A 20,030-nucleotide genomic window follows, 5' to 3' on the forward strand; every position below is an offset into this window, starting at 1 on the left:
GATGAACCTACGGCGCATCAACGTCCGGGACGCGGACGATGTCGGCGCCGAGACCGGCGAGCTTCTTCTCGATGTTCTCGTAGCCGCGGTCGAGGTGGTAGATCCTGGAGATCTCGCTGGTGTTGTCGGCGGCGAGGGCGGCGAGGATCAGCGAGGCGGAGGCCCTGAGGTCGGTGGCCATGACCGGCGCGCCGGAGAGCTTCTTGACCCCTTTCACGGTGGCGCTGTTCCCTTCGCAGATGATGTCCGCGCCGAAACGCAGCAGCTCGGAGACGTGCATGAAGCGGTTCTCGAAGATGTTTTCGGAGATCACGCTGGCGCCTTCGGCGATGCACATGAGGGCCATGAACTGCGCCTGCATGTCGGTCGGGAAGCCCGGGTACGGACGGGTCTTGATGTTGACGTTGCGGATCTTCTTGGGGCCCTTGACGCGGACCACGTTGTCCTTGTTGATGATCTCCACGCCGGCGTCCTGCAGCTTGAAGGTCAGTGCGTCCAGGTGCTCCAGGCGCATGTTCTTGATCTTCACGTCGCCGCCGGTGATGGCCGAGGCGATCATGAAGGTGCCTGCCTCGATGCGGTCCGGCATGACGGCGTGCTCGGCGGCCGTCAACTGCTCGACGCCCTTGATCCTGATGGTGTCGGTACCGGCGCCCTCGATGTTGGCGCCCATCTTGGTCAGGATGTCGGCCAAGTCCACGATCTCCGGCTCGCGCGCGGCGTTCTCCAGGATGGTCTCACCCTGCGCGGTCGCCGCCGCCATGAGGAGCTGCTCGGTGCCGCCGACTGTGGAGATGTCAAAGTTGATGCGCGCGCCCTTGAGCTTCTTCGCCTTTGCCTCGACGTAGCCGTGCTCCAGGGTGATCTCGGCGCCCAGCGCGGCAAGCCCCTTCAGGTGCAGGTTGATGGGACGTGCGCCGATGGCGCAGCCGCCGGGGAGTGACACGCGGGCCTGGCCAAACCGGGCCAAAAGCGGGCCGAGCACCAGCACGGAGGCGCGCATGGTGCGCACCAGGTCGTAGGTGGCTTCCCAGCTGTTCAGGTCGGTGGTGTCGATCTTGACCACGTTGCCGCGGCCGTCGACCCTGGCGCCCAGTTTCTCGAGCACCTTGATGGTGGTGTTGATGTCCCTCAGGAAGGGGACGTTGCTGATGGTGTGGCACCCGGGTGCCAGGATGGTCGAGATGAATATGGGGAGGGCAGCGTTCTTCGACCCGCTAACGGTCACTTCTCCGGAGAGCTTGTTGCCACCTTTTATTACCAGTTTTTCCACTGTTACCTCTGTGTTCTTTTCTTTTGTTTTTCACCGCCTCGATGGCGGATGGAAATGGTTCAGGCTGCCAGCCTGCCGCCGACCACGCGCTCGATGCCTGCCGGATCGGTCTGGGTGAAGGTTTCCTCGACGAAACCGCCGCCCTTCAAAAGACGCAGCACCTGGGGCGCCTGTCCGGCGCCGACCTCGAAGATCAGCCAGCCGCCGGGGTTCAAATAGCCAGGCGCGTCGCCCACGATGCGCCGGTAGAAGTCGAGGCCGTCGGCCCCGCCATCGAGCGCGCCCATCGGTTCGAAACCGCGCACTTCGGCCTGCAATGTCGCCAGTTCGGAATTGGGGATGTAAGGCGGGTTGGATACTACCATGTCGAAGTGCCGTCCGGCAAACGGTTCGAACAGGGAGCCCTGGAAAAAATGCACGGTGGCCCCGTTGCGCTCGGCGTTGCCACGGGCCACCTCGAGCGCATCGCCGGAGATGTCCACGCTGCAGACCTCGGCCTGCGGCAGTTCCTTGGCAAGGGAGATGGCCACGCAGCCGCTGCCGGTGCCGATGTCGAGGATGCTCTTCGCGGCGGCTCCGCGCTTGGCCGCCTCGGTCACCAGCACCTCGGTATCGTGGCGCGGGATCAGGACCGCCGGGGTGACGTGAAACTCGAGCCCCATGAATTCCTGGGTCCCCAGGATGTACTGCAGCGGCTCGCGTTTGCCGCGCCGCGCCACCATGGTGCGGTAGGCGGCCAACTCGGCGTCGGAAAGGGGTTTGTCGAAGTTGAGGTAGAGGCCGACCCGGTCCAGGGAGAGCGCCTCGCACAGCATCCACTCCGCCTCCAGGCGCGGGTTTTCCACGCCTTTCTCGGCAAGGTAGCCTTTGGTCCAATTGAGGACCTTGAGGACGTCCCATTTTTCGGGGGTGGTGGTCATGTCAAAATACCTGGACGCTGTGGACCCGAGGGCCGTGGTCCCCACGGCGGACGGGCCGCGGGATTACATCCCTTCGCTTTGGGCCTGCAGGGCTTCCATCTGGTAGTGGGCACGCAGGGAATCCGCGATCTCGGTGATGTCGCCGGCCATGATGGAATCGAGACGGTACAGGGTGAGCCCGATCCGGTGATCGGTCATGCGCCCCTGCGGGAAGTTGTAGGTCCTGATGCGCTCGCTGCGATCGCCGCTCCCCACCTGGCTCTTCCTGTCGGCGGCCATCTTCGCGTTCTGCTCCATCACGATGTTGTCCAGGATCCTGGACTTCAGGACCTTCATGGCCTTCGCGCGGTTCTTGATCTGGCTGCGCTCTTCCTGGCAGGCGACCACGGTCCCCGTGGGGAGGTGGGTAATCCTGACCGCGGAGTCGGTGGTGTTGACGTGCTGCCCCCCCGCGCCGGAAGAGCGGTACACGTCGATCTTCAGGTCGGCCGGGTTGATGTCGATGTCGACGTCCTCCGCCTCGGGCATGACGGCCACGGTGCAGGCGGAGGTGTGGATGCGCCCCTGCGCCTCGGTCTCGGGGACGCGCTGCACCCGGTGGGTGCCGGACTCGTACTTCAATTTCGCGAAGACGCCGTCGCCCTCGACCAGCGCGATGACCTCCTTGAAGCCCCCGCGCTCGGATTCGGAGGCGGAGATCACCTCGACCTTCCAGCGGTTGGTTTCTGCGAAGCGGCTGTACATGCGGAACAGGTCGCCAGCGAAGAGGGCGGACTCGTCGCCGCCGGTACCGGCGCGGATCTCGAGGACGACGCTCTTGTCGTCGTTGGGGTCCTTGGGCAGCAGCAGCACCTTGATCTCGGCCTCCAACTGCTCGCGGCGCTCCTCAAGGGATTCGAGCTCGGCCTGGGCCATCTCGCGCATCTCCTGGTCCGGCTCCTTCAGAAGTTCCTGGTTCCCCTCGATGTCGGAGAGCACCTTCTTGTACTCGCGGTAGGCCGCGATCAGCTCGGACAGACCCGAGTGCTCCTTGGAGAGCTTCCTGAACTCGACCTGGTTGGCCAGCACCTCCGGATCGGAAAGGAGCGATTCCAGCTCCCCGAAACGTACTTCAAGATCAGCGATTTTATCGAACATGGACATGCAAAACACCTCAGAAGGCCCGAGGGCCTGATTCAATCGAAAAGATTTGGCTCCACCGCAAGGCGGGCGAATGATTATTCGCCCCTACAGGTGCGGGAACCGCGTGTGCCCCCTCTCCCTCTCCCTCCGGGAGAGGGCTGGGGTGAGGGCGTTCCTACCCTGCGTCCCGGCTAAACCACCAGCCGGTCATCCTTGAAGCCGTCGTTCAGTTCGAGGGCCACCTGCATGGACTTGATGGCCACCTCGATCTGGGAATCGTCCGGCTCGCGGGTGGTGAGCCGCTGCAGCGCGAGCCCCGGGGCGATCACCATTTTCACCAGCGCGTGGTTGTCGTGCTTCGCGGTCCACTTGAGGACCTCGTAGGAAAGCCCGGCGATCATCGGCAAGAGGATCACCCTGGAGCCCGCCTTGAAGTAGAAGGGCCACAGCTTCGGGATCAGCGAGAACACCACGATGCTCACCAGCATGACGATGAGCAGGAAGCTGGTGCCGCAGCGCGGATGCAGGCAGCTGTACTTCCTGACGTTGTCGACGGTGAGCTCCTCGCCCGCCTCGAAGGTGAAGATCGACTTGTGCTCGGCGCCGTGATACTGGAACACCCGCTGGATGTCCTTCATCCGCGAGATGCCGATGATGTAGATCAGGAACACCGCGACGCGGATCACGCCGTCAACCAGGTTGAAGACGATGTTGGAGTCGCCGATGATCGGGATCAGCAGCTTGGTCAGGTAGAGCGGCAGGATGAAGAAGAGCAGGATGCCAAAGCCAAAGGCCACGGCCATGGTCCCGGCGATGGCCCAGCTGTTGACCTCTTCCTTCTCCTCGTCCTCGGCGAGCGCCTCGTTGGCGGAGAAGTTGAGCGCCTTGATGCCGATGATGAGCGACGAGAAGAGCGCCACCGCCCCCCGGACGATCGGGAGCTTGGTGATGGGGAAACGCTCGGAAAGCGGGATCACCGTCTCGCTCTTGACCGAGATGTCGCCGTCGGGCCTTCTCACCGCGATGGCCATCGAGCGCGGGGCCCGCATCATGACGCCTTCCAGAACCGCCTGTCCGCCTATGTTTATCTTTGACACTTGTTACCTCGTGTGTTGAAGGCTGAAAGCTTTTCGTCCCCGCCCCCGCCTGCGGGCCGAGCCCCGGAGAGGGAGGGACAGGGAGGGGGATGGTTACATCTCCCGGAAATACTCGCGAACCTGCGCCATCTTGCCGCAGCACATGGCACCCTCGGGGCAGGGACCGGCAAGGCAGCCGGGGCCGGCCTTGTCGAAAACGGTCGGCGCCACCGGCTTCACCAGACGGAGCATCTCGATGGCCATGGCGCGGATCTCCCACTGGGCCCGCTCGCAGCAGCGGACGCCGAAAAAGTGCAGAAGCTCCCGCGCGTTCATGGTGATGATGATCTTGGTCTCGGTGGCGTTGGGGAGCAGGTAGCGCGCGTCCTCAGCCGGGACACCCGCCTCGACCAGGTCGGCGTAGGCCGCGTGCACGGCCGCCACCTGGGCCTCGAAAAGTGCCAGGTGCTCGGGGTTGTCCGCGATCGACTGCGGCGTCACGACCGCGAAGCGTTCCTTGTGGGAGACGTAGCGCTGGGACTGCTGGGAAAAGGAGGCGACCCGGTGCCGTACCAGCTGGTGGCTGGTGACGCGCGAGATCCCGTCCACGCCGAAGGTGAACGAAGCGTGCTCCAGCACCGACTGGTGCCCAAGCGACATGATCTTGTCCAGGAATTTTTTGACGTCAGCGCCGGAGAGCTTATCCTTGAGCGCCTCGATGTCGGCCGACGAATAGCAGAGCCGGGCGGCGAGGGCGATGGTCAACTCGGGCTCGGGGGTGTGCTGCAGAAGGGCAACCTTCATGAAGATCCTTCATATGCTGCGTTGTTTTGCAATCGGGCCATAGAAAACGAAACAAGGGGATTTCGCCATAGACAAAATCCCCTCCGAACGGATTCGCAAGCGCGAAAGCCTACTTCTCCAGGTTGTATCTCCTGCGGAAGCGCTCGACGCGGCCTGCGGTGTCGATCAGCTTCTGCTTGCCGGTGTAGAACGGGTGGCACTGCGAGCAGATCTCGGTGGAGATCTCCGCTTTGGTGGAACGGGTCTGGAACTGGTTACCGCACAGGCACTTTACGGTAATTTCTTCGTACTTGGGGTGGATCCCTTCTTTCATATCTTCCTCCTGGCGGGGCGCACCCCGTTATCTAACTTTGATGTTCTTGCCGGAAAGTAGTCATAAATAGCACCTTCACTGCAAGATTTCAACACTTTTTTACTTGCTCATGGAATCGAGGAAGGCCTGGTTGCACTTGGTCCCCTGCAGCTTGGAGATCAGGAACTCCATGGAATCCACCACGTTCATCGGGTGCAGCACCTTTCTGAGGATCCAGATGCGGTTCAAAGAGGCCTGCGGGATGAGGAGCTCTTCCTTCCTGGTGCCCGACTTGTTGATGTCGATGGCGGGGAAGGTCCTCTTCTCGACCAGCTTCCTGTCCAGGTGGAGCTCCATGTTGCCGGTGCCCTTGAACTCCTCGAAGATGACCTCGTCCATCTTGGAGCCGGTATCGACCAGGGCGGTGGCGATGATGGTGAGCGAGCCCCCTTCCTCGATGTTACGGGCGGCGCCGAAGAAGCGCTTGGGCTTGTGCAGGGCGTTGGAGTCGACACCACCGGAGAGGATCTTGCCGGAAGGCGGGATCACGGTGTTGTAGGCGCGGGCCAGGCGGGTGATGGAGTCGAGCAGGATGACGACGTCGCGCTTGTGCTCGACCAGGCGCTTGGCCTTCTCGATGACCATCTCGGCCACCTGGATGTGGCGCGAGGCCGGCTCGTCGAAGGTGGAGGAGATGACCTCGCCCTTCACCGAGCGCTGCATGTCGGTGACCTCTTCCGGGCGCTCGTCGATGAGAAGGACGATCAGGAACACCTCGGGGTGGTTCAGCGCGATGGAGTTCGCGATGTTCTGGATCAGCATGGTCTTGCCGGTACGCGGCGGCGCGACGATCAGGCCCCTCTGCCCCTTGCCGATCGGCGCAACAAGTTCCATGACGCGGCTCGACATGTTGTCCGGGGTGGTTTCGAGGATGAGCTTCTCTTCGGGGTAGAGCGGGGTCAGGTTGTCGAAGAGGATCTTGTCGCGGGCGACCTCGGGAGACTCGTGGTTGACGGTCTCGACCTTCAGGAGGGCGAAGTAGCGCTCGCCTTCCTTGGGCGGCCTGATCTGGCCGGCAACGGTGTCGCCGGTGTGCAGGTTGAAGCGGCGGATCTGGGAAGGCGACACGTAGATGTCGTCGGGACCCGGCAGGTAGTTGTAATCCGGTGCCCTCAGGAAGCCGAACCCGTCAGGCAGGGTCTCGAGAACCCCCTCGCCGAAGATCATGCCGTTCTTCTCGGTCTGGGCGTTGAGGATGGCGAAGATCAGGTCCTGCTTCCTGAGACTGGACGCCCCCTCGATGTTCAACGCCTTGGCAATGGCCGTGAGATCGTTGATTTTCTTTTCTTTAAGTTCCTGTAGGTTCATCTGTTCTCCTGATATGGCGCAAATATAGATCTAGCGGCAAATTGCCTGACTGGGAATGCGGGAATGTTTTCACCGAGGCGGCATGGGTAACATGCGAGGCGTGCCTGACGAGCGCTATCGTGTAAAGGATCTGTGAGTAAGTAACCTTGAGTTTATTCTTGAGGACCGGTTCGGTATGAGAAAAAATTCGGGGTATTTAAAGGTGTCTGCAAAAGGTCTTATTGAGGATAATGAGAATTTATACCCTTCCCCTCGTTACCTTGTCAACTTTATTTTTTCCACCCTTTATGGGGCGGACGGTGCCCGGGCTCAGGAGCCTCGGGGGGTTCCACAGCGGAGAACGGTCAAATTATTGGCTCTCATTCCGGACAGTTGACGCTTCAGACCCCGTTTCCGGTTCCTGCCCTGCATCCTTTGCAGCATCGGTGCCATATTTGGCCCCGCTGCGCCGTTTTCTGCGCGACTTCTGCCTTTTCAGCTTTTCCGCCGCCAATTCCTTCCTGGTCAGGCCTCCGCCGGCACCCTCGATCTTCTCCAGCAGCAGGCGGCGCGCCAGGAACCGGTTCAGCGACTGGCTGCGGGATTCCATGCATTTGACCTCGAGACCGCTTGGGAGGTGTTTCAGGTAGACGCAGGAGGAACTCTTGTTGACGTGCTGCCCGCCTCGCCCGGATGAATGCACGAAACGCTCCTCCAGGTCCTTCTCCGCGACCCCGAGCTGTTCCATCTTCGCCTTCAGCCAGCGGTTCTTCTCCTCGCTCACCGCGAAATCAGCCATCGCCCCCCCTTTCAGTGCAGAGCGACATGATAGCCTCGGGGAACGAGGAAGTCAAAGATGGCGGCCCGGCGGGAGCGACTGAACATGGCATTAATGTCACCGCACCTTTCCCTCTGGAGGCCGGGGGAGGGAGAGCCACAGGGCCGGACCCTCGATATTGCAGCGCCCTCACCCCACCCCTCTCCCAGCGGGAGAGGGAGATCGCAAGAGGGGGGGGGACACTGCAGGCCCTAGCGCCCCTGCGGCGGCATGACCACGTCCGCCATGATCTCCGCGATCCGCCCCGCCGAGAGGCGGGCGTTGTTGAAGACGAGGTGATACAAGGTCGGATCGGCGATTTCGCGCCCCAGGAAATCCTTCAGGAAGGCGTCACGCTGGTGCTGCTTCTGCATCACCATGTCCTGCGCCTGGTCGGCTGAGAGCCCGCAGCGGGCGGCGACCGACTTCACCTTGAAACTCATCGGCGCGATGATCCTGAAGTGGTAGCAGTTTCCGGTCTCCTGGGTCAGGATGGAAGCCCCCCTCCCCACCAGGATCACGTTCCCCTCGACTGCCAGCGCCACGATATGGCGACAGAGCAGCCGGTAGTAATCCTTGTCGCTTTTCCAGCGCGGCGAAAAGGTGGAGAGCATGTCGTCGAGGAAACGGTTCTTGGTGCCGAGGTTGTGCAGGATCCCTTCGGAGAGGTTGTTGTCCTTGGTGACCGCGTCGAGCAGGGCCCGGTCCATGACCACCCAGGGCTTGCCGCAGCGCTTCTCCAGAATACCCTGCAGCCTTTCGGCCACCGGGTATCCCTCGCAGCCGAACTCCCTGGTCAGGGTCACCGTCGGGTTGGCCCGCTCCACCTCGGAGAAGCCGTGTTCGTGCAGGTTTCTCCGGCTAACCTCAATCAACCCGCGCAATCTTTGTTCAATCGATGGGATCAAAACGTTCTTGGCCATGATGCCCTCCTGAACAAGTTAACTGCCGAAGTCAGTTCCTTTAATTAGGCCCCCGTTTCCCAGTCCAGTCAACAGCACCACGTATTTTTTAAATTAGTTCTGCAAAGCAGGCGACTGCGTACCGGCGGTTTTCGGTTATCATTAGCGCCATGATGCCACTATGGTTCCCGCTCACACTCCTTTCCGCCTTCTTCCTCGCCACCAGCGACGCCACCACCAAGCGCGCGCTCACCGGCAGGAACGAGTACCTGGTCACTTGGCTCCGCATCGTCCCGACCCTACCGCTTTTCCTGATCCCGCTCCCCTTCATCCCGGTCCCGAAACTTGGGGACGACTTCTACTTCTGCATTTTCACCGGGCTGCCGCTGGAGGCGGTCGCCATCATCCTCTACACCAAGGCCCTGAAGCTCTCGCCCCTGTCGCTCACCTTGCCGCTGCTCTCGCTCACCCCGCTGCTGCTCCTGGTAGTGCCGTACCTGCTTTTGGGAGAGAGGATCTCCGCCATGGGGGGCGCGGGGATCCTGCTCATCGCCCTGGGGGGGTACCTGCTCAATACCGGCCGCGGCGAAACGGGAATACTGGCTCCCCTCAGGGCGCTGGCCGGGGACAAGGGGGCCATGTGCATGCTCGGCGTCGCCGCCATCTACAGCGTCACCTCCACCCTGGGCAAGCGCGCCATCGCCTCCTCCTCCCCCCTCTTCTTCGCCGCGGTCTACCTGCCGCTGCTGGTGCTCGTCCTGACCCCGGTCGCCCTGTACAAGTCCCGCGGCGAGTTGGGGCCGGCGCTGCGTAACGGCACCGTTGAGGCCGCGTTACTCCCCGCCGTCTGCTACGCTCTCCAGGCTCTCACCCACGTCTACGCGGTGAACTTGACCAACGTCGCCTACATGATCGCGGTTAAAAGGCTGAGCCTCCTTTTCGGCGTGCTCTACGGCCACTACCTGTTCAAGGAGAAGGGCGGCATCGTCTCCACGCTGATCATGCTGGCGGGGGTCTTCCTGATCGTCGCCGGCGGGTGACGCCGCTGCCGTTGCGGGAACGGATCTTGCTCCGGCAAACGGTTCAGAAGACGCATCGGAGGCTTTCGGCATGTACCAGATCTACAACGGCTGCAATTTCCCCCAGGGGCCGCTGCTGTTCAAGGACGTGTTCCTGTTCGGGGAGGAAGGAATCCCGCTCCAGGGAAACCGGGTCATCAACAGGTTCCTGAACTTCCGCGACGATCAACTCCTCATATGGCTGCTGCATCACGAAAGCCGCCCGCTGGTGGCGCTCGACGGCGTGGTCCTTCCTCTGTTCGGCGACTGGAGCGACAACTTCTGGCATTGGTGCATGGAGATGCTCCCCATGGCGCTCAGCGCCCACGAGCAGGGCTTCAACGGCACCTACCTGGTCCCCCCTGTTCCCTTCGCCGCCGACTCCCTGCTGCTGCTGGGGATCAAGCCCGAGCAGATCAGGCGGGTGGAGGCGTGCGACTACCACCTGCAGTGCCTGTGTCTCTTCCCGCGGCAGACCGGCCACGACGAGGCCGGCACCCCGGCGAGGGGGCGCATCCGGGCCGCCTTCCGCTCCCTCTTCGCCACCGGGAAAAGCAGCGGCCGCCTCTACATCTCCCGCAACGGCGGATCACCGGAAAGCATGAGGAAGGTGGTGGACGAGGAGCGGCTGCTGGAGCTCTTGCAGCGCTTCGGCTTCACCATGCTGCGCCTGGAGGAGCTGTCCCTTTCCGAGCAGCTCTCCTGCACCTGCAACGCGGACGCCCTGCTCGGGCCGCACGGCGCCGGGATGATGCACTGCGCCTTCATGCCCGAGCGCTCCCTGGTGGTCGAGCTCTTCGCCCCCACCTACATAAACCCCTGCATCCTGCTCCCGTGCAGGCAGCTCCGTCACAGGTATTTCCCGCTCACCAGCGCCTGCCACTACAACGGCTACCCGTACGGCTACGACATTGACCCGCACCTGCCGACCCTCGAGATGACCCTGGAAAGGGAACTGTCGGATAATTGACCTTTACGCCCTCCGGCACCCTTTCAAAAACTTGACGGAATCGCACCGCCCATCCCGCCTCTCTCCCCTTCCCGGGCGCGGATCCCCGGCAAGAGGCGCGGCCGGCGCCTCCTCGGGGAGGCCGTGGCGCCGCTGCGACCGGATACAACTCCTCTGGCATGCCAGTTGCTTCTTCCAACCCGATCGGCCTCGGATCCCCCCTCGGACCGTCGCGGGAGCGACCGAAGCCGTCACACCACCCGCACAATGGAGAATTCAATGAGCCAGATAGTTACCCGCCCCAGCGCCGGCCCGATCGCCGTCGTGGACAATGGACCGCTCGTCTCAGCCATCGTCGTCACCCGGAACCGGGAATCCCACCTCAGGGAGTGCCTGACCGGGCTGATGGAGCAGACCATCGCCGACCGGATGGAAGTGATCCTGGTGGACCGCGGCTCGGATGAGTGCGAATGGGCAGTGGCGGCGGACCTGCAGAGGCGCTACGGCAACATCTCTTTGCTGCGCGTTCCCGCCGCGGCGGCGGGCAAGGCGGTCAACATGGCCCTCAGGATGGCCGGGGGCAAGTACCTCACCATCGTGGACGCCACCGACCGCATGCGGCGCGACGCCTACCAGCAGCTGGTGGCGACCCTGGAAGCGGCCCCGGCGGCGATGCTCGCTTACGGCGACACCTGTTTTACCGCGATCCCCCACGAAAGCTTCGCCAGCCACACCAGCTACGGCAAGGTGATCTGGCCGGACTATACGCCCCAGCAACTCGGCCAGCTCTCCGAGGTGGCCCCGCACCCGCTCTGGCGCAGGGAGCTGCACGACAGCATCGGCTTTCTCCCGGAAGGTTACCCGAACCACGGGATGCGCGAGTTCCTGCTCAGGGCGGCGGAGCGTTTCCGCCTCCTGCACCTCCAGGAATTCACCGGGCTGAAACTGATCGACTCCACCGCGCAGGCCGCCCAGGCCCAGCCGCAGCAGGCCGCGCCGGCGCAGGAGCCGGTCGCAGTAGAGGCGGTCCCGGTACGACAACCGGATCCGGTCGCCACCCCGGCCCCGCTCCCCACTCCCGAAGAGGCGTACGCGGCGCTTGCCCCCCTACTCTCCGGCGACGACGCGCAAGAAGCGGCGGCAGCCTTGCGGGAGCACCTGCTGCGCTACCCGCAGCACGCCGTGGCGCACAACGATCTCGCCGCCGTCAGCTACCGGCTGGGCGACTGCAGCCGCGCCCTCGAGGAATACCGCGAGGCGGTGCGCCTGGAGCCGGACGAGGAGGTCTACCGCAAGAACCTGGCCGACCTCCTCTACGTGGAATTCGGACAGGTGGACGAGGCCATCGGCATCTACCTGAAGCTCCTGGAAAAGAACCCGCGCGAGGTGGAGACCCTGCTGAACCTCGGCATCATCTGCAAGGGAGTGGGTCAGCCCGGCGAGGCCGAGACCTTCTTCCAGAGGGCCTTGGAGATCGAGCCCTGGAACCAGGCGGTGCGCGAGCAGCTCTCGCAACTGAGGCAGGACCAGGAACCCGCTGCCGCCGCGGTGACGCCCGCGGAGGCGGAAGAGGACGAGCAGACAGCCGAGGAGCGCTACCAAAGGTCGCAGGAGCTGGTGCAGCAGGGGGATCTGGCCGGGGCCGAAGCGGAGCTTTCCGCGATCCTCGCCCTCTACCCCGACTTCGCCCCGGCGCATAACGACCTGGCGGTACTCGCCTACGACAAGGGAGACAAGGATGCCGCCCGCACCCACTACGAGAAGGCGGCACAACTCGCCCCGGGCAACAGCACCTTCCAGAAGAACCTCGCCGACTTCTACTTCGTGGAAGGTTACGACGTGGACGGCGCCATCAACATCTACCTCGACCAACTGAGAAAAGAGCCCAAGAACATCGAGACGCTGATGAGCCTCGGCAAGATCTGCACCATCCTGGACCGCCCGCAGGAGGCCGAGACCTTCTACGGCAAGGTGATCCACCTGGAGCCCTGGAACCGCGACGCCCGCGAGTGCCTTGACACCCTGAAGCAGGCGGCGAACTCGTAACCTGCGGTCGCCAGCCCCGAACCGACGACGACGCCCGGGCGACCTGAAGGTGCAACCGGGCGTTCTTGTTGGCAATTTCGTTTTTCACTAAAGTTTCCGGCGCAGGATGCCGATACGACAGGCGGCTAATGAGCATCTAGCGCGGAGGATGTTATGGCAACCCAGAAGACGGCCTGGGACTACCTGGGCGACATGTTCGACACCCTGACCTCTCAGGACACCATGAAGGCGCAGGCGGCGACCAGCGCCATGGCCACCGGCGCGGGGTTCTTCCAGAAGAAGGACTACACCCGCGCGGCGAGCGAGTTCAAGCGCGCCATCTCGCTGGACCCGACCAACTCCCAGTCGTACAACTACCTGGCCAACGCCTACCTGGCCCAGAAGAAGTACGACGACGCCATCAAGACCTACAGGACCTCCCTCACCATCGACCCGACCCAGGATTCGGTGCACACCAACCTGGGAAACATCTACCTGCAGCAGAAGAAGTACAACCTCGCCGAGAAGGAGTTCAAGGACGCCGCCCGCCTCAACCCCTCGGACACCCTGGCGCCCTACACGCTGGGACAGCTCTACCTGCAGACCGGCCGGCTGCCCGAGGCGGAGGCCCAGTTCAAGAAGGTCTCCAAGATGGCTCCCACCGACCCCAACCCCTACTACAGCCTCGGGGCCACCTACAACAAGGAGGGGAACTACGCCGAGGCGGTGAAGCAGTTGACCAAGGCGGTCAAACTCCGCCCCAAGATGGAGGCGGCGCACTTCGAACTGGGGGTCGCCTACGCCGCGCTGGGCGACAGCACCAACGCGCAGAAGGAAGTGGACACCCTGACCAGGCTCAATTCCGCCCAGGGTGCGCTGCTGCAAGCGACCATCGCCCAGCCCAAGTTCGTGGCCGCCGGCGGCGGCGAAACCGACACCTTCACTCCGGCCTTACAGGCCGGCACGGACCTCGGCAGCCTTCTCGGCGTCGATCCCAACACCAAGCTCAACATCCAGGCCAAGGAGTTCAGCCTCACCTTCTACTTCGATTCCGCCATGGATGCCACCTCGGTACAGGACACCAGCAACTGGACCATCGCCAAGGCAACCGGCGGCGCGGCGGGATACTACAACAACCTCCTACCGGTGCTCCCCACCGAGGCGTACATACCGCAGAACCCCACCAGCGTGGTGTACGACCCGGAAAAGCAGGCCGCCACCGTCACCTTCACGCTGAGCCAGAACTCCACCAACAATGCCACCATCGACCCGGCCCACATGGTCTTCAAGTTCACCGGGACCGACGCCCGCGGCAAGATCATGGACCCGACGGCGGACGAGTATGCCGGCGCGTCGGACACCCCCTTCTAGTCCGACCCGGCCTCTACCAATTGAGGCAATAAACAAACCGCTGCAAAACGACGACTGCCGCCCCTCCTTTACCGGGAGAGGCGGCAGTTTTGTTTCAGGGGCGCCCCGCCGCTTGCGGGTCGCGGGGGCAGTTGCAGCTCAATCCGCCCCCTCCGCCTTCTTGAGCGACTGCGCCTCCCCCTGCTTCTGCTTGAGACGCTCCTTGAGCTTGAGCTGCAGCAGGCTCGGGCGTTGCCTCTCCTTGGCCGACGCGACGATGGCGCCGTAGCGGGCGAGGAAGGGGTGGCCGTGGCTCGGTGTTGCCGGGGCGGGCCGGGCCTCGCGCAGGTTATAGACCAGGTCGATGGCCGGTCGCACGGCGTCCAGGCCGAAACCCTCTCCGGCCAGGATGTTGCGGTAGACCTCGGTGTGCAGGTCGGTAAACCCTTCCGAGAACTCGAAAGCCTCCCCGTTCAGGGTCAGCGAACGGTAGGTCGTCTTCCCCGCCTGGAGCGCCTCCTCCGGCAGGTCCTCGCGCCCCACCGACAGGAACCAGCGCACCCGCGCGTTTTCCAGCTCCAGGAACCCCGCCATGCGGCGCGGGTCGGAGAGGTGCACCTCCTGCCGCTGCACCGGCCCGAAGATCCACATGAGCATGTCGAAGAAGTGCACCCCTATGTTGGTGGCGACCCCCCCGGACTTGCTGACGTCCCCCTTCCAGGAGGTGAAGTACCAGTTCCCCCTGGAGGTGATGTAGGTGAGTTCCAGGTCCAGCTTCGACCCCTTGGGGGCGCTCCTCACCTTCTCGCGCAGCGCGACGATGGCGGGGTGCACCCTGAGCTGCAGGATGTTGTGCACCCTCCGCCCGCTCTCCTGTTCGAATTCCTTGAGGGCGTCGACGTTCCAGGGGGTCAGCACCAGTGGTTTCTCGCAGATGGCATCGGCGCCGATGCGCAGGGCGAAGCGGATATGGGAGTCGTGCAGGTAGTTGGGGGAGCAGATGCTGACATAGTGGATGCGCTCCTCCTCGCCGAGGCGGCGCAGCTTCTCCGCGTGGCGGTCGAAGCGCTCGAATTCGGTGAAGAAGGCCACGTCGAAGGAGTAGCTGTCCAGGATCCCCACGGAATCTGACTTGTCCACCGCGGCCACCAGTCGGTTGTCCGTGTCGCGGATGGCTTTCATGTGGCGCGGCGCGATGTAGCCGCCGGCGCCGATCAGCGCGAAGTTTTTCATGCTCGTCCTTTCCTTTTCATGATGTCGGCCAGCCCGGACGACGCGTCGCCGCAACGCGTCTTTCCATCGCAGGGCTGCTCGGGCCGGAGGCTCCGCCCCCTCTGCCTACTTGCAACCTCCACGCCAGCGGCTCCCGCGCCCCCCCGAGGATCTCGCCCCCCGCCGGGGCGTCTTCGTTTTTCCATGGGATACCGGCCGCTTGCCGCATCCCCCGGGAAACCCGGAAGGAAAGGCTCAGGCCGGCTCACACGCCCCGCTCCCCCCTCCCCTTGCCGCCGTGGCGCCGCCGTTCAATTTTTTGACCCGCCCGGGTTCCCGCCGCGCGTCAAAGTTGCGGCTCCCCGTAACCAGGGGGGGCAAGGGGTGGCCGCACCCCCCGGAGCGCGCCCGGCGCGGCCTGCGGGAGGGGTAAATCCTCCCCGCACGGGGGCGGGAGCGGGGGAGGCGGGGTTGGCTCCATAATTGCAGCAAGAGGGAGCCGACGGCGCGGCATCAGGCGTCCGGACCGGCTCTACCGTAGCGGAAAGGGGTTCATCGATGAGGATAATGATTGGAGTCACCGAGATCGGCGGCAACATACCCGTGGTCGCCGGCGCCCTGCGCCAGTTGGGGCACCAGGTGACCACCGTGGTGAGGCAGAAGAACAGCTGGTGGCCCATCGAGTACGACGTCGACTTCAGCGGCCGGGACATGACCATCGAGGACGTACTCGACATCGGCTACCTGGTGGGGACCCACGACGTCTTCATCTTCCAGTGGGCCCGCACCAGCCTGCTCCCCAACCACGCCGACTACCCTTTCATAAAGAAGGCGGGCAAGAAGATCATCTCCTGCTTCGTGGGAAGCGACGTGAGGGATACCGGGGCCTACAAGCAGTGGTATGTCGACGGGCGCCGGTTCCTGGAAAAGCTCCCCTTCCCGGAGGATCCCGTGGTCAACCCGCTCTTCTCCATGAGGATGGCGGAACTGCACAGCGAGATCATCCTCTCCCAGCCCAACCAGTCGGTGCTCGGGGTGCGCCCCTACCACCACTTTTTCCTCCCCATGGAACTCTCCCTGTACCGCCAGCACATCCCGGCGCGGGAGGTGCCGGTGGTGGTGCACGCCCCTTCCAAGAGCTGGCTCAAGGGGACCGACGTCATCATGGCCGCCCTGGAAACCCTCAAACAGCAGGGGGTGCGCTACGAGCTCCGCTTCCTGGAGGGACTCCCCAACGACGTGGTGATCAAGGAGCTGATAAACGCCGACGTCCTGATCGACGAGCTGTACTTCCCGCTGCACGGCAAGCTGAGCCTGGAAGGGCTCGCCTGCGGCTGCGCGGTGGTGAACGGGGACCGGGAGGACTACGAGCCCTTCCCGGCGGAGCGCCCCTTCTGGTACGTGAATCCGGACAACATCGTGGAGCGGCTACGCCAGCTCCTGACCGACCGGGACCTGAGGATCAGGCTGGCCCTTGAGGGTGGGCCGTACATGAAGATGCACCACGACCACGTGCGGGTCATGCAGCGGGTCATGGACAAGCTGGAGCAGGGGGAAAACTGCCGCTGCGACCACTACCCGACCTTTTTCACCGGCGGGTACCGGCTCCCGGACGGGGAAGCGATCCCGGCCGAGCTGGTGGGGGCCACCACCCAGCTGGTGCGCAGATGGGGACTCCCCGAGGGGGTGAACCTTGCGGAGACGGTGGCGCGCGGGCTGCTCTCCCCGGACATCCTGAAAAATGAGCAGGCCGTACCCCGCTGGAGCCGCACCCAGAGCGGAGGTCATATTTTTGACAAGACATCCCCGGTCGAGCTTGATCTGCAGCCGGAGCACCTGAGGGAAGCGAGACAGATATGAAGTTTCTGCAAATCCTGACCTTCTACCCCGTCTACCTCAACCACTTCTACAACAGCCGGCCGGGGCTCGCCCAGCAGCCGTACGAAATCCAGCTCGAGGCCCTCTTCCAGGACGGCTTCGGCGCCTCTCACGTCTTCGCCCCCTACCTCAAGGGGGCCGGCTATGACAGCCGGATGCTGATCGTCAACTGCGAGCCGCTGCAAAGGCAGTGGCTGGCCGAGCAGGGCGAGCTTGCCATGGCGCAGCGCCCTGACCTCACCGTCCACGAGGTCGCGGCGAAGCAGGTTGAGGCCTTCCGCCCCGACATCTTCTACACGAGCGATCCCATCCTCTTCGACAGCGGCTTCGTGAGGGCCCTCTCCTACCGCCCCGCCATGGTGTTCGGCTGGCGCGCCTCCAGCGTGCCGGAGGAGACGGACTGGTCGGAGTTCGACCTCATCATCTCCAACTTCGAGTTTTCCCTGGAACTGGCAAAAAAACGAGGGGCGCGCGCTACCCGGTTCTTCATGCCCGGCTTCCCTCCCCACGTGGCGAAGGTGGTGGCGGCCGAGGAGAAGCGCTACGACGTGGTCTTCACCGGGCAGGTCTCCGAGGCCCATCACCGCCGCCGGGCGGTCCTGAACGAGCTCTGCGCCGCCGCCGGGCGGGGGAACTTCTCCCTGGACTGTTTCATCCCGGAGCCCCTCGAAGGGTTCGCGCCGGGGATCGTCCAGCACAACCATGGAGCCGTCTGGGGGATGGACATGTTCCGCACCCTGCGCCGGGGAAGGATCGCTCTCAACGTGCAGTGCGACATGGGGAGCGAGCAGGCCGGCAACATGCGGCTTTTCGAGGCGGCGGGGAGCGGATCCTTTCTCCTCACCGACTACCAGGCCAACATCAGCCGCTACTTCGAGCCGGGGCGGGAGCTGGAGACCTACGCGAGCCCGGGAGAGCTGGCGGAGAAGGTCCGGTACTACCTGGAACATCCCGAGGCACGCGAGGAGATCGCCCGGCGGGGTCAGCAGCGCTGCCTGGCCGAGTACGCCATGGACAAGCTGGCCTTCAAGATGGACGAGCTCATCAAGGAGACCCTGGCCGCCAAAGGGACCCCCGTTCCCTGCCCCCCATGCGGGAAAGCGCCTCCCGCCGCGCAAACCGGCGAGATCACGGGAAACGCGATTGCCGCAACAATCACTGAAAAAGGAAACGAAACCATGACACAGGGAACCGCACAGCAGTCGGTCGAGGAAAAAGTCAGCAGCTTCATCAAGGAATCCGTGGAGCACCTCCAGGCGGGACGGGCCATCAAGGCGATGCGGCTGGCCGAACAGGCCCTCGGCTTCGGGCTCTACGTGCCGGGGCTCCACTACCTGTACGCGGTATCCCTTGACCAGGTCGGCCGCCACGAGGAGGCCCTCGAGGAGCTCCAGAGCGAGCTGGCGAGAAATCCGGGGCACAAGGAAGCCGCCGCCATGGCCGCCCATCTCACCCCCCTGCTGGTCAAGCCGCCGCGCCCGGAGATCCCCACCGAGCAGCGCGGGTACCAGACCTCGCTCCCCCGTGAGACCCTGCTGGAGATCCAGAACACCAGCCACAACTACAGCTACCGCGGCATCCCGATGATCAAGAACCCGTTCGACTTCGCCATCTACCCGATCCTGATCTGGGACAAGAAGCCGCGGACCATCATCGAGATCGGCTCCAAGGACGGCGGAAGCGCTCTCTGGCTGGGAGACATGCTGGACAACTTCGGGATCGACGGCCACGTCTACTCCCTCGATATCGTGGGGGTCAAAAAGGTGAGCCATCCCCGGGTGACCTTCGTGGAGGGGGACGGACGCGACCTGGCGGAGAGCTTCTCCCCCGAATTCATACTGACCCTCCCGCGTCCGCTCCTCGTGATCGAGGACGCCGACCACTCCTACGAGACGAGCAGCCACGTCCTTTCCTTCTTCCACCGCTACCTGGCCGAGGGGGAGACCATCATCATCGAGGACGGCATCATCTCCGATCTCGGCATGGACCCCACCTACAGCTCCGGCCCCCACCGGGCGATCAAGGAGTTTTTGGGGCTTCACGGCGGGGACTACCAGATGGAGGGGCGCTACTGCGACTTCTTCGGCTACAACCTCACCTGGTGCACCAACGGGTTCCTGAAGAGGACCACCCCCAACCGGGAGGTGGCCGACGCACACCGCAGCGGGAGCCTGGTCTACCCCACCCCCCGCACCGTACCCTATCCGGAAAACCACCTGCTGGACAAGGGGCTCATCCGTGAGTTCATGGAAGACGACCCGGCGCCCAAGGGGATCCAGAGCCAGATGTCGGCCAACGAGCGTTTCCAGCTTTACTACGCGCTGAGAAAGGAGCTCGCCCCGCAGGGCCCGCTGCTCCGTTTCGTGGAGATCGGCTCCTACAGCGGTGCGTCGCTCGTGCTGATCCACCAGGCCCTCTCCCGGCTGGGGGTCCAGTTCCAGGGGATCTGCGTCGAGCCGGGGGGGACCGAGCAGTTCCACGAGGTGGTGAAGAAGCTAAACGGCAGCGTGATCCACTTTCCGCTCTTCTCCCACCAGGCCGCCGAACGGCTCTCGGTCATGCTGGAGCCCGGGCGGCTCCCGGAGTTCATGTTCATCGACGGCGACCACTCCTACCAGGGGGTGAAGCAGGACATCCTCGATTACTTCCCGCTCCTCGCCCCGGGGGGAATCATGCTGTTCCACGACTACCTCCCTGCCATGGACGACGCCAACCGCGCCGCCATCCTGAGCCACCACGGCAACAACGAGCCGGGGATCCGCCAGGCGGTGGAGGAGCTCATGGTGGAGACCTACCGCTGCCAGCCGATCGAGCTGCCGCTGCTCTACCCGACCGACCCGACCCAGACCCAGCCGCAGCTCCCTATCATACCGGGGGTGTTCTCCACGGTGCGCGCCTACCGCAAACCCCGGCAGTAGCCGCACCCGCCCCGGGGGGCGGCGCCGCCAGCCGCCCCAGCCGCCCCAGCCGCCACTTTCGCACGCCCCGGCCACGCGTCGGGGCAG

The 20,030-nt window shown here is 64.0% G+C and carries 16 protein-coding genes; 6 read left to right on the top strand and 10 right to left on the bottom strand.

Translation table 11 applies throughout. The features are described 5' to 3' along the window. Window positions 1-7: 7 nt before the first annotated feature. The 9 genes from murA to KP003_RS17815 all read right to left on the bottom strand — a co-directional run bounded on the left by murA (window position 8) and on the right by KP003_RS17815 (window position 8,574). Window positions 8-1,273 (bottom strand): UDP-N-acetylglucosamine 1-carboxyvinyltransferase, encoded by a 1,266-nt coding sequence (murA, locus tag KP003_RS17775; RefSeq protein ID WP_216499724.1) that lies wholly within the window; start codon window positions 1,271-1,273, stop codon window positions 8-10. Between the two features lie 59 nt (window positions 1,274-1,332). Further along, complete coding sequence (gene prmC, locus KP003_RS17780; RefSeq protein ID WP_216789455.1) at window positions 1,333-2,193, bottom strand: peptide chain release factor N(5)-glutamine methyltransferase; 861 nt, start codon at window positions 2,191-2,193, stop codon at window positions 1,333-1,335. Window positions 2,194-2,256: 63 nt separating this feature from the next. Then, a complete protein-coding gene (prfA, locus tag KP003_RS17785; RefSeq protein ID WP_216499805.1) occupies window positions 2,257-3,330 on the bottom strand; it encodes a peptide chain release factor 1 in 1,074 nt (357 codons plus the stop codon). Between the two features lie 176 nt (window positions 3,331-3,506). Continuing rightward, window positions 3,507-4,412, bottom strand: a complete 906-nt coding sequence (locus KP003_RS17790; protein WP_216499726.1) for a DUF1385 domain-containing protein — start codon at window positions 4,410-4,412, stop codon at window positions 3,507-3,509. A gap of 93 nt (window positions 4,413-4,505) precedes the next feature. After that, window positions 4,506-5,195: an FAD-dependent thymidylate synthase gene (gene thyX, locus KP003_RS17795; RefSeq protein WP_217300045.1), complete on the bottom strand. Its 690-nt coding sequence runs from the start codon at window positions 5,193-5,195 to the stop codon at window positions 4,506-4,508. A gap of 109 nt (window positions 5,196-5,304) precedes the next feature. Beyond that, window positions 5,305-5,508 carry a 50S ribosomal protein L31 gene (rpmE, locus tag KP003_RS17800; protein ID WP_216499728.1) on the bottom strand — a complete coding sequence of 68 codons (204 nt, stop codon included), beginning with the start codon at window positions 5,506-5,508 and terminating at the stop codon, window positions 5,305-5,307. Between the two features lie 99 nt (window positions 5,509-5,607). After that, window positions 5,608-6,855, bottom strand: a complete 1,248-nt coding sequence (gene rho, locus KP003_RS17805) for a transcription termination factor Rho (RefSeq protein ID WP_216499729.1) — start codon at window positions 6,853-6,855, stop codon at window positions 5,608-5,610. A 349-nt stretch (window positions 6,856-7,204) separates the two neighbouring features. Further along, on the bottom strand, window positions 7,205-7,633 hold the full coding sequence (locus tag KP003_RS17810; RefSeq protein ID WP_216499730.1) for a peptide chain release factor family protein: 429 nt from the start codon (window positions 7,631-7,633) through the stop codon (window positions 7,205-7,207). Between the two features lie 230 nt (window positions 7,634-7,863). Then, the gene (locus KP003_RS17815) at window positions 7,864-8,574 is read right to left on the bottom strand and encodes a cytidylate kinase-like family protein (protein ID WP_216499731.1); all 711 of its coding nucleotides are present in this window, start codon (window positions 8,572-8,574) and stop codon (window positions 7,864-7,866) included. Between the two features lie 149 nt (window positions 8,575-8,723). Here KP003_RS17815 and KP003_RS17820 point away from each other — a divergent pair, with 149 nt between their 5' ends. From KP003_RS17820 to KP003_RS17835, 4 genes are all read left to right on the top strand, one after another. Next, window positions 8,724-9,593 carry an EamA family transporter gene (locus KP003_RS17820; protein ID WP_239027570.1) on the top strand — a complete coding sequence of 290 codons (870 nt, stop codon included), beginning with the start codon at window positions 8,724-8,726 and terminating at the stop codon, window positions 9,591-9,593. Between the two features lie 70 nt (window positions 9,594-9,663). Then, entirely contained in the window at window positions 9,664-10,581 is a 918-nt protein-coding gene (locus KP003_RS17825) for a glycosyltransferase family 61 protein (protein WP_217300046.1), read from the top strand. A 258-nt stretch (window positions 10,582-10,839) separates the two neighbouring features. Further along, window positions 10,840-12,606 (top strand): tetratricopeptide repeat protein, encoded by a 1,767-nt coding sequence (locus tag KP003_RS21535; protein WP_217300047.1) that lies wholly within the window; start codon window positions 10,840-10,842, stop codon window positions 12,604-12,606. Between the two features lie 153 nt (window positions 12,607-12,759). After that, window positions 12,760-13,956 (top strand): tetratricopeptide repeat protein, encoded by a 1,197-nt coding sequence (locus KP003_RS17835; RefSeq protein WP_216499734.1) that lies wholly within the window; start codon window positions 12,760-12,762, stop codon window positions 13,954-13,956. 138 nt (window positions 13,957-14,094) lie between these two features. Here KP003_RS17835 and KP003_RS17840 read toward each other — a convergent pair whose 3' ends face one another. Further along, entirely contained in the window at window positions 14,095-15,168 is a 1,074-nt protein-coding gene (locus KP003_RS17840; protein ID WP_216789458.1) for a Gfo/Idh/MocA family oxidoreductase, read from the bottom strand. Window positions 15,169-15,705: 537 nt separating this feature from the next. Between KP003_RS17840 and KP003_RS17845 the strand changes: the two genes are divergently transcribed. Together KP003_RS17845 and KP003_RS17850 are read left to right on the top strand one after the other, a co-directional pair. Next, window positions 15,706-17,007, top strand: coding sequence for a glycosyltransferase (locus tag KP003_RS17845; RefSeq protein WP_216499736.1), 1,302 nt, complete (start codon window positions 15,706-15,708; stop codon window positions 17,005-17,007). Next, window positions 17,004-19,943 (top strand): CmcI family methyltransferase, encoded by a 2,940-nt coding sequence (locus KP003_RS17850; protein ID WP_217300048.1) that lies wholly within the window; start codon window positions 17,004-17,006, stop codon window positions 19,941-19,943. The genes KP003_RS17845 and KP003_RS17850 overlap by 4 nt, the downstream gene beginning before the upstream one ends. The last annotated feature ends 87 nt before the right edge of the window (window positions 19,944-20,030 follow it).

Origin of the sequence: Geomonas diazotrophica, assembly GCF_019063885.1 — a bacterium.
GTDB classification, from domain to species: Bacteria; Desulfobacterota; Desulfuromonadia; order Geobacterales; family Geobacteraceae; genus Geomonas; species Geomonas diazotrophica.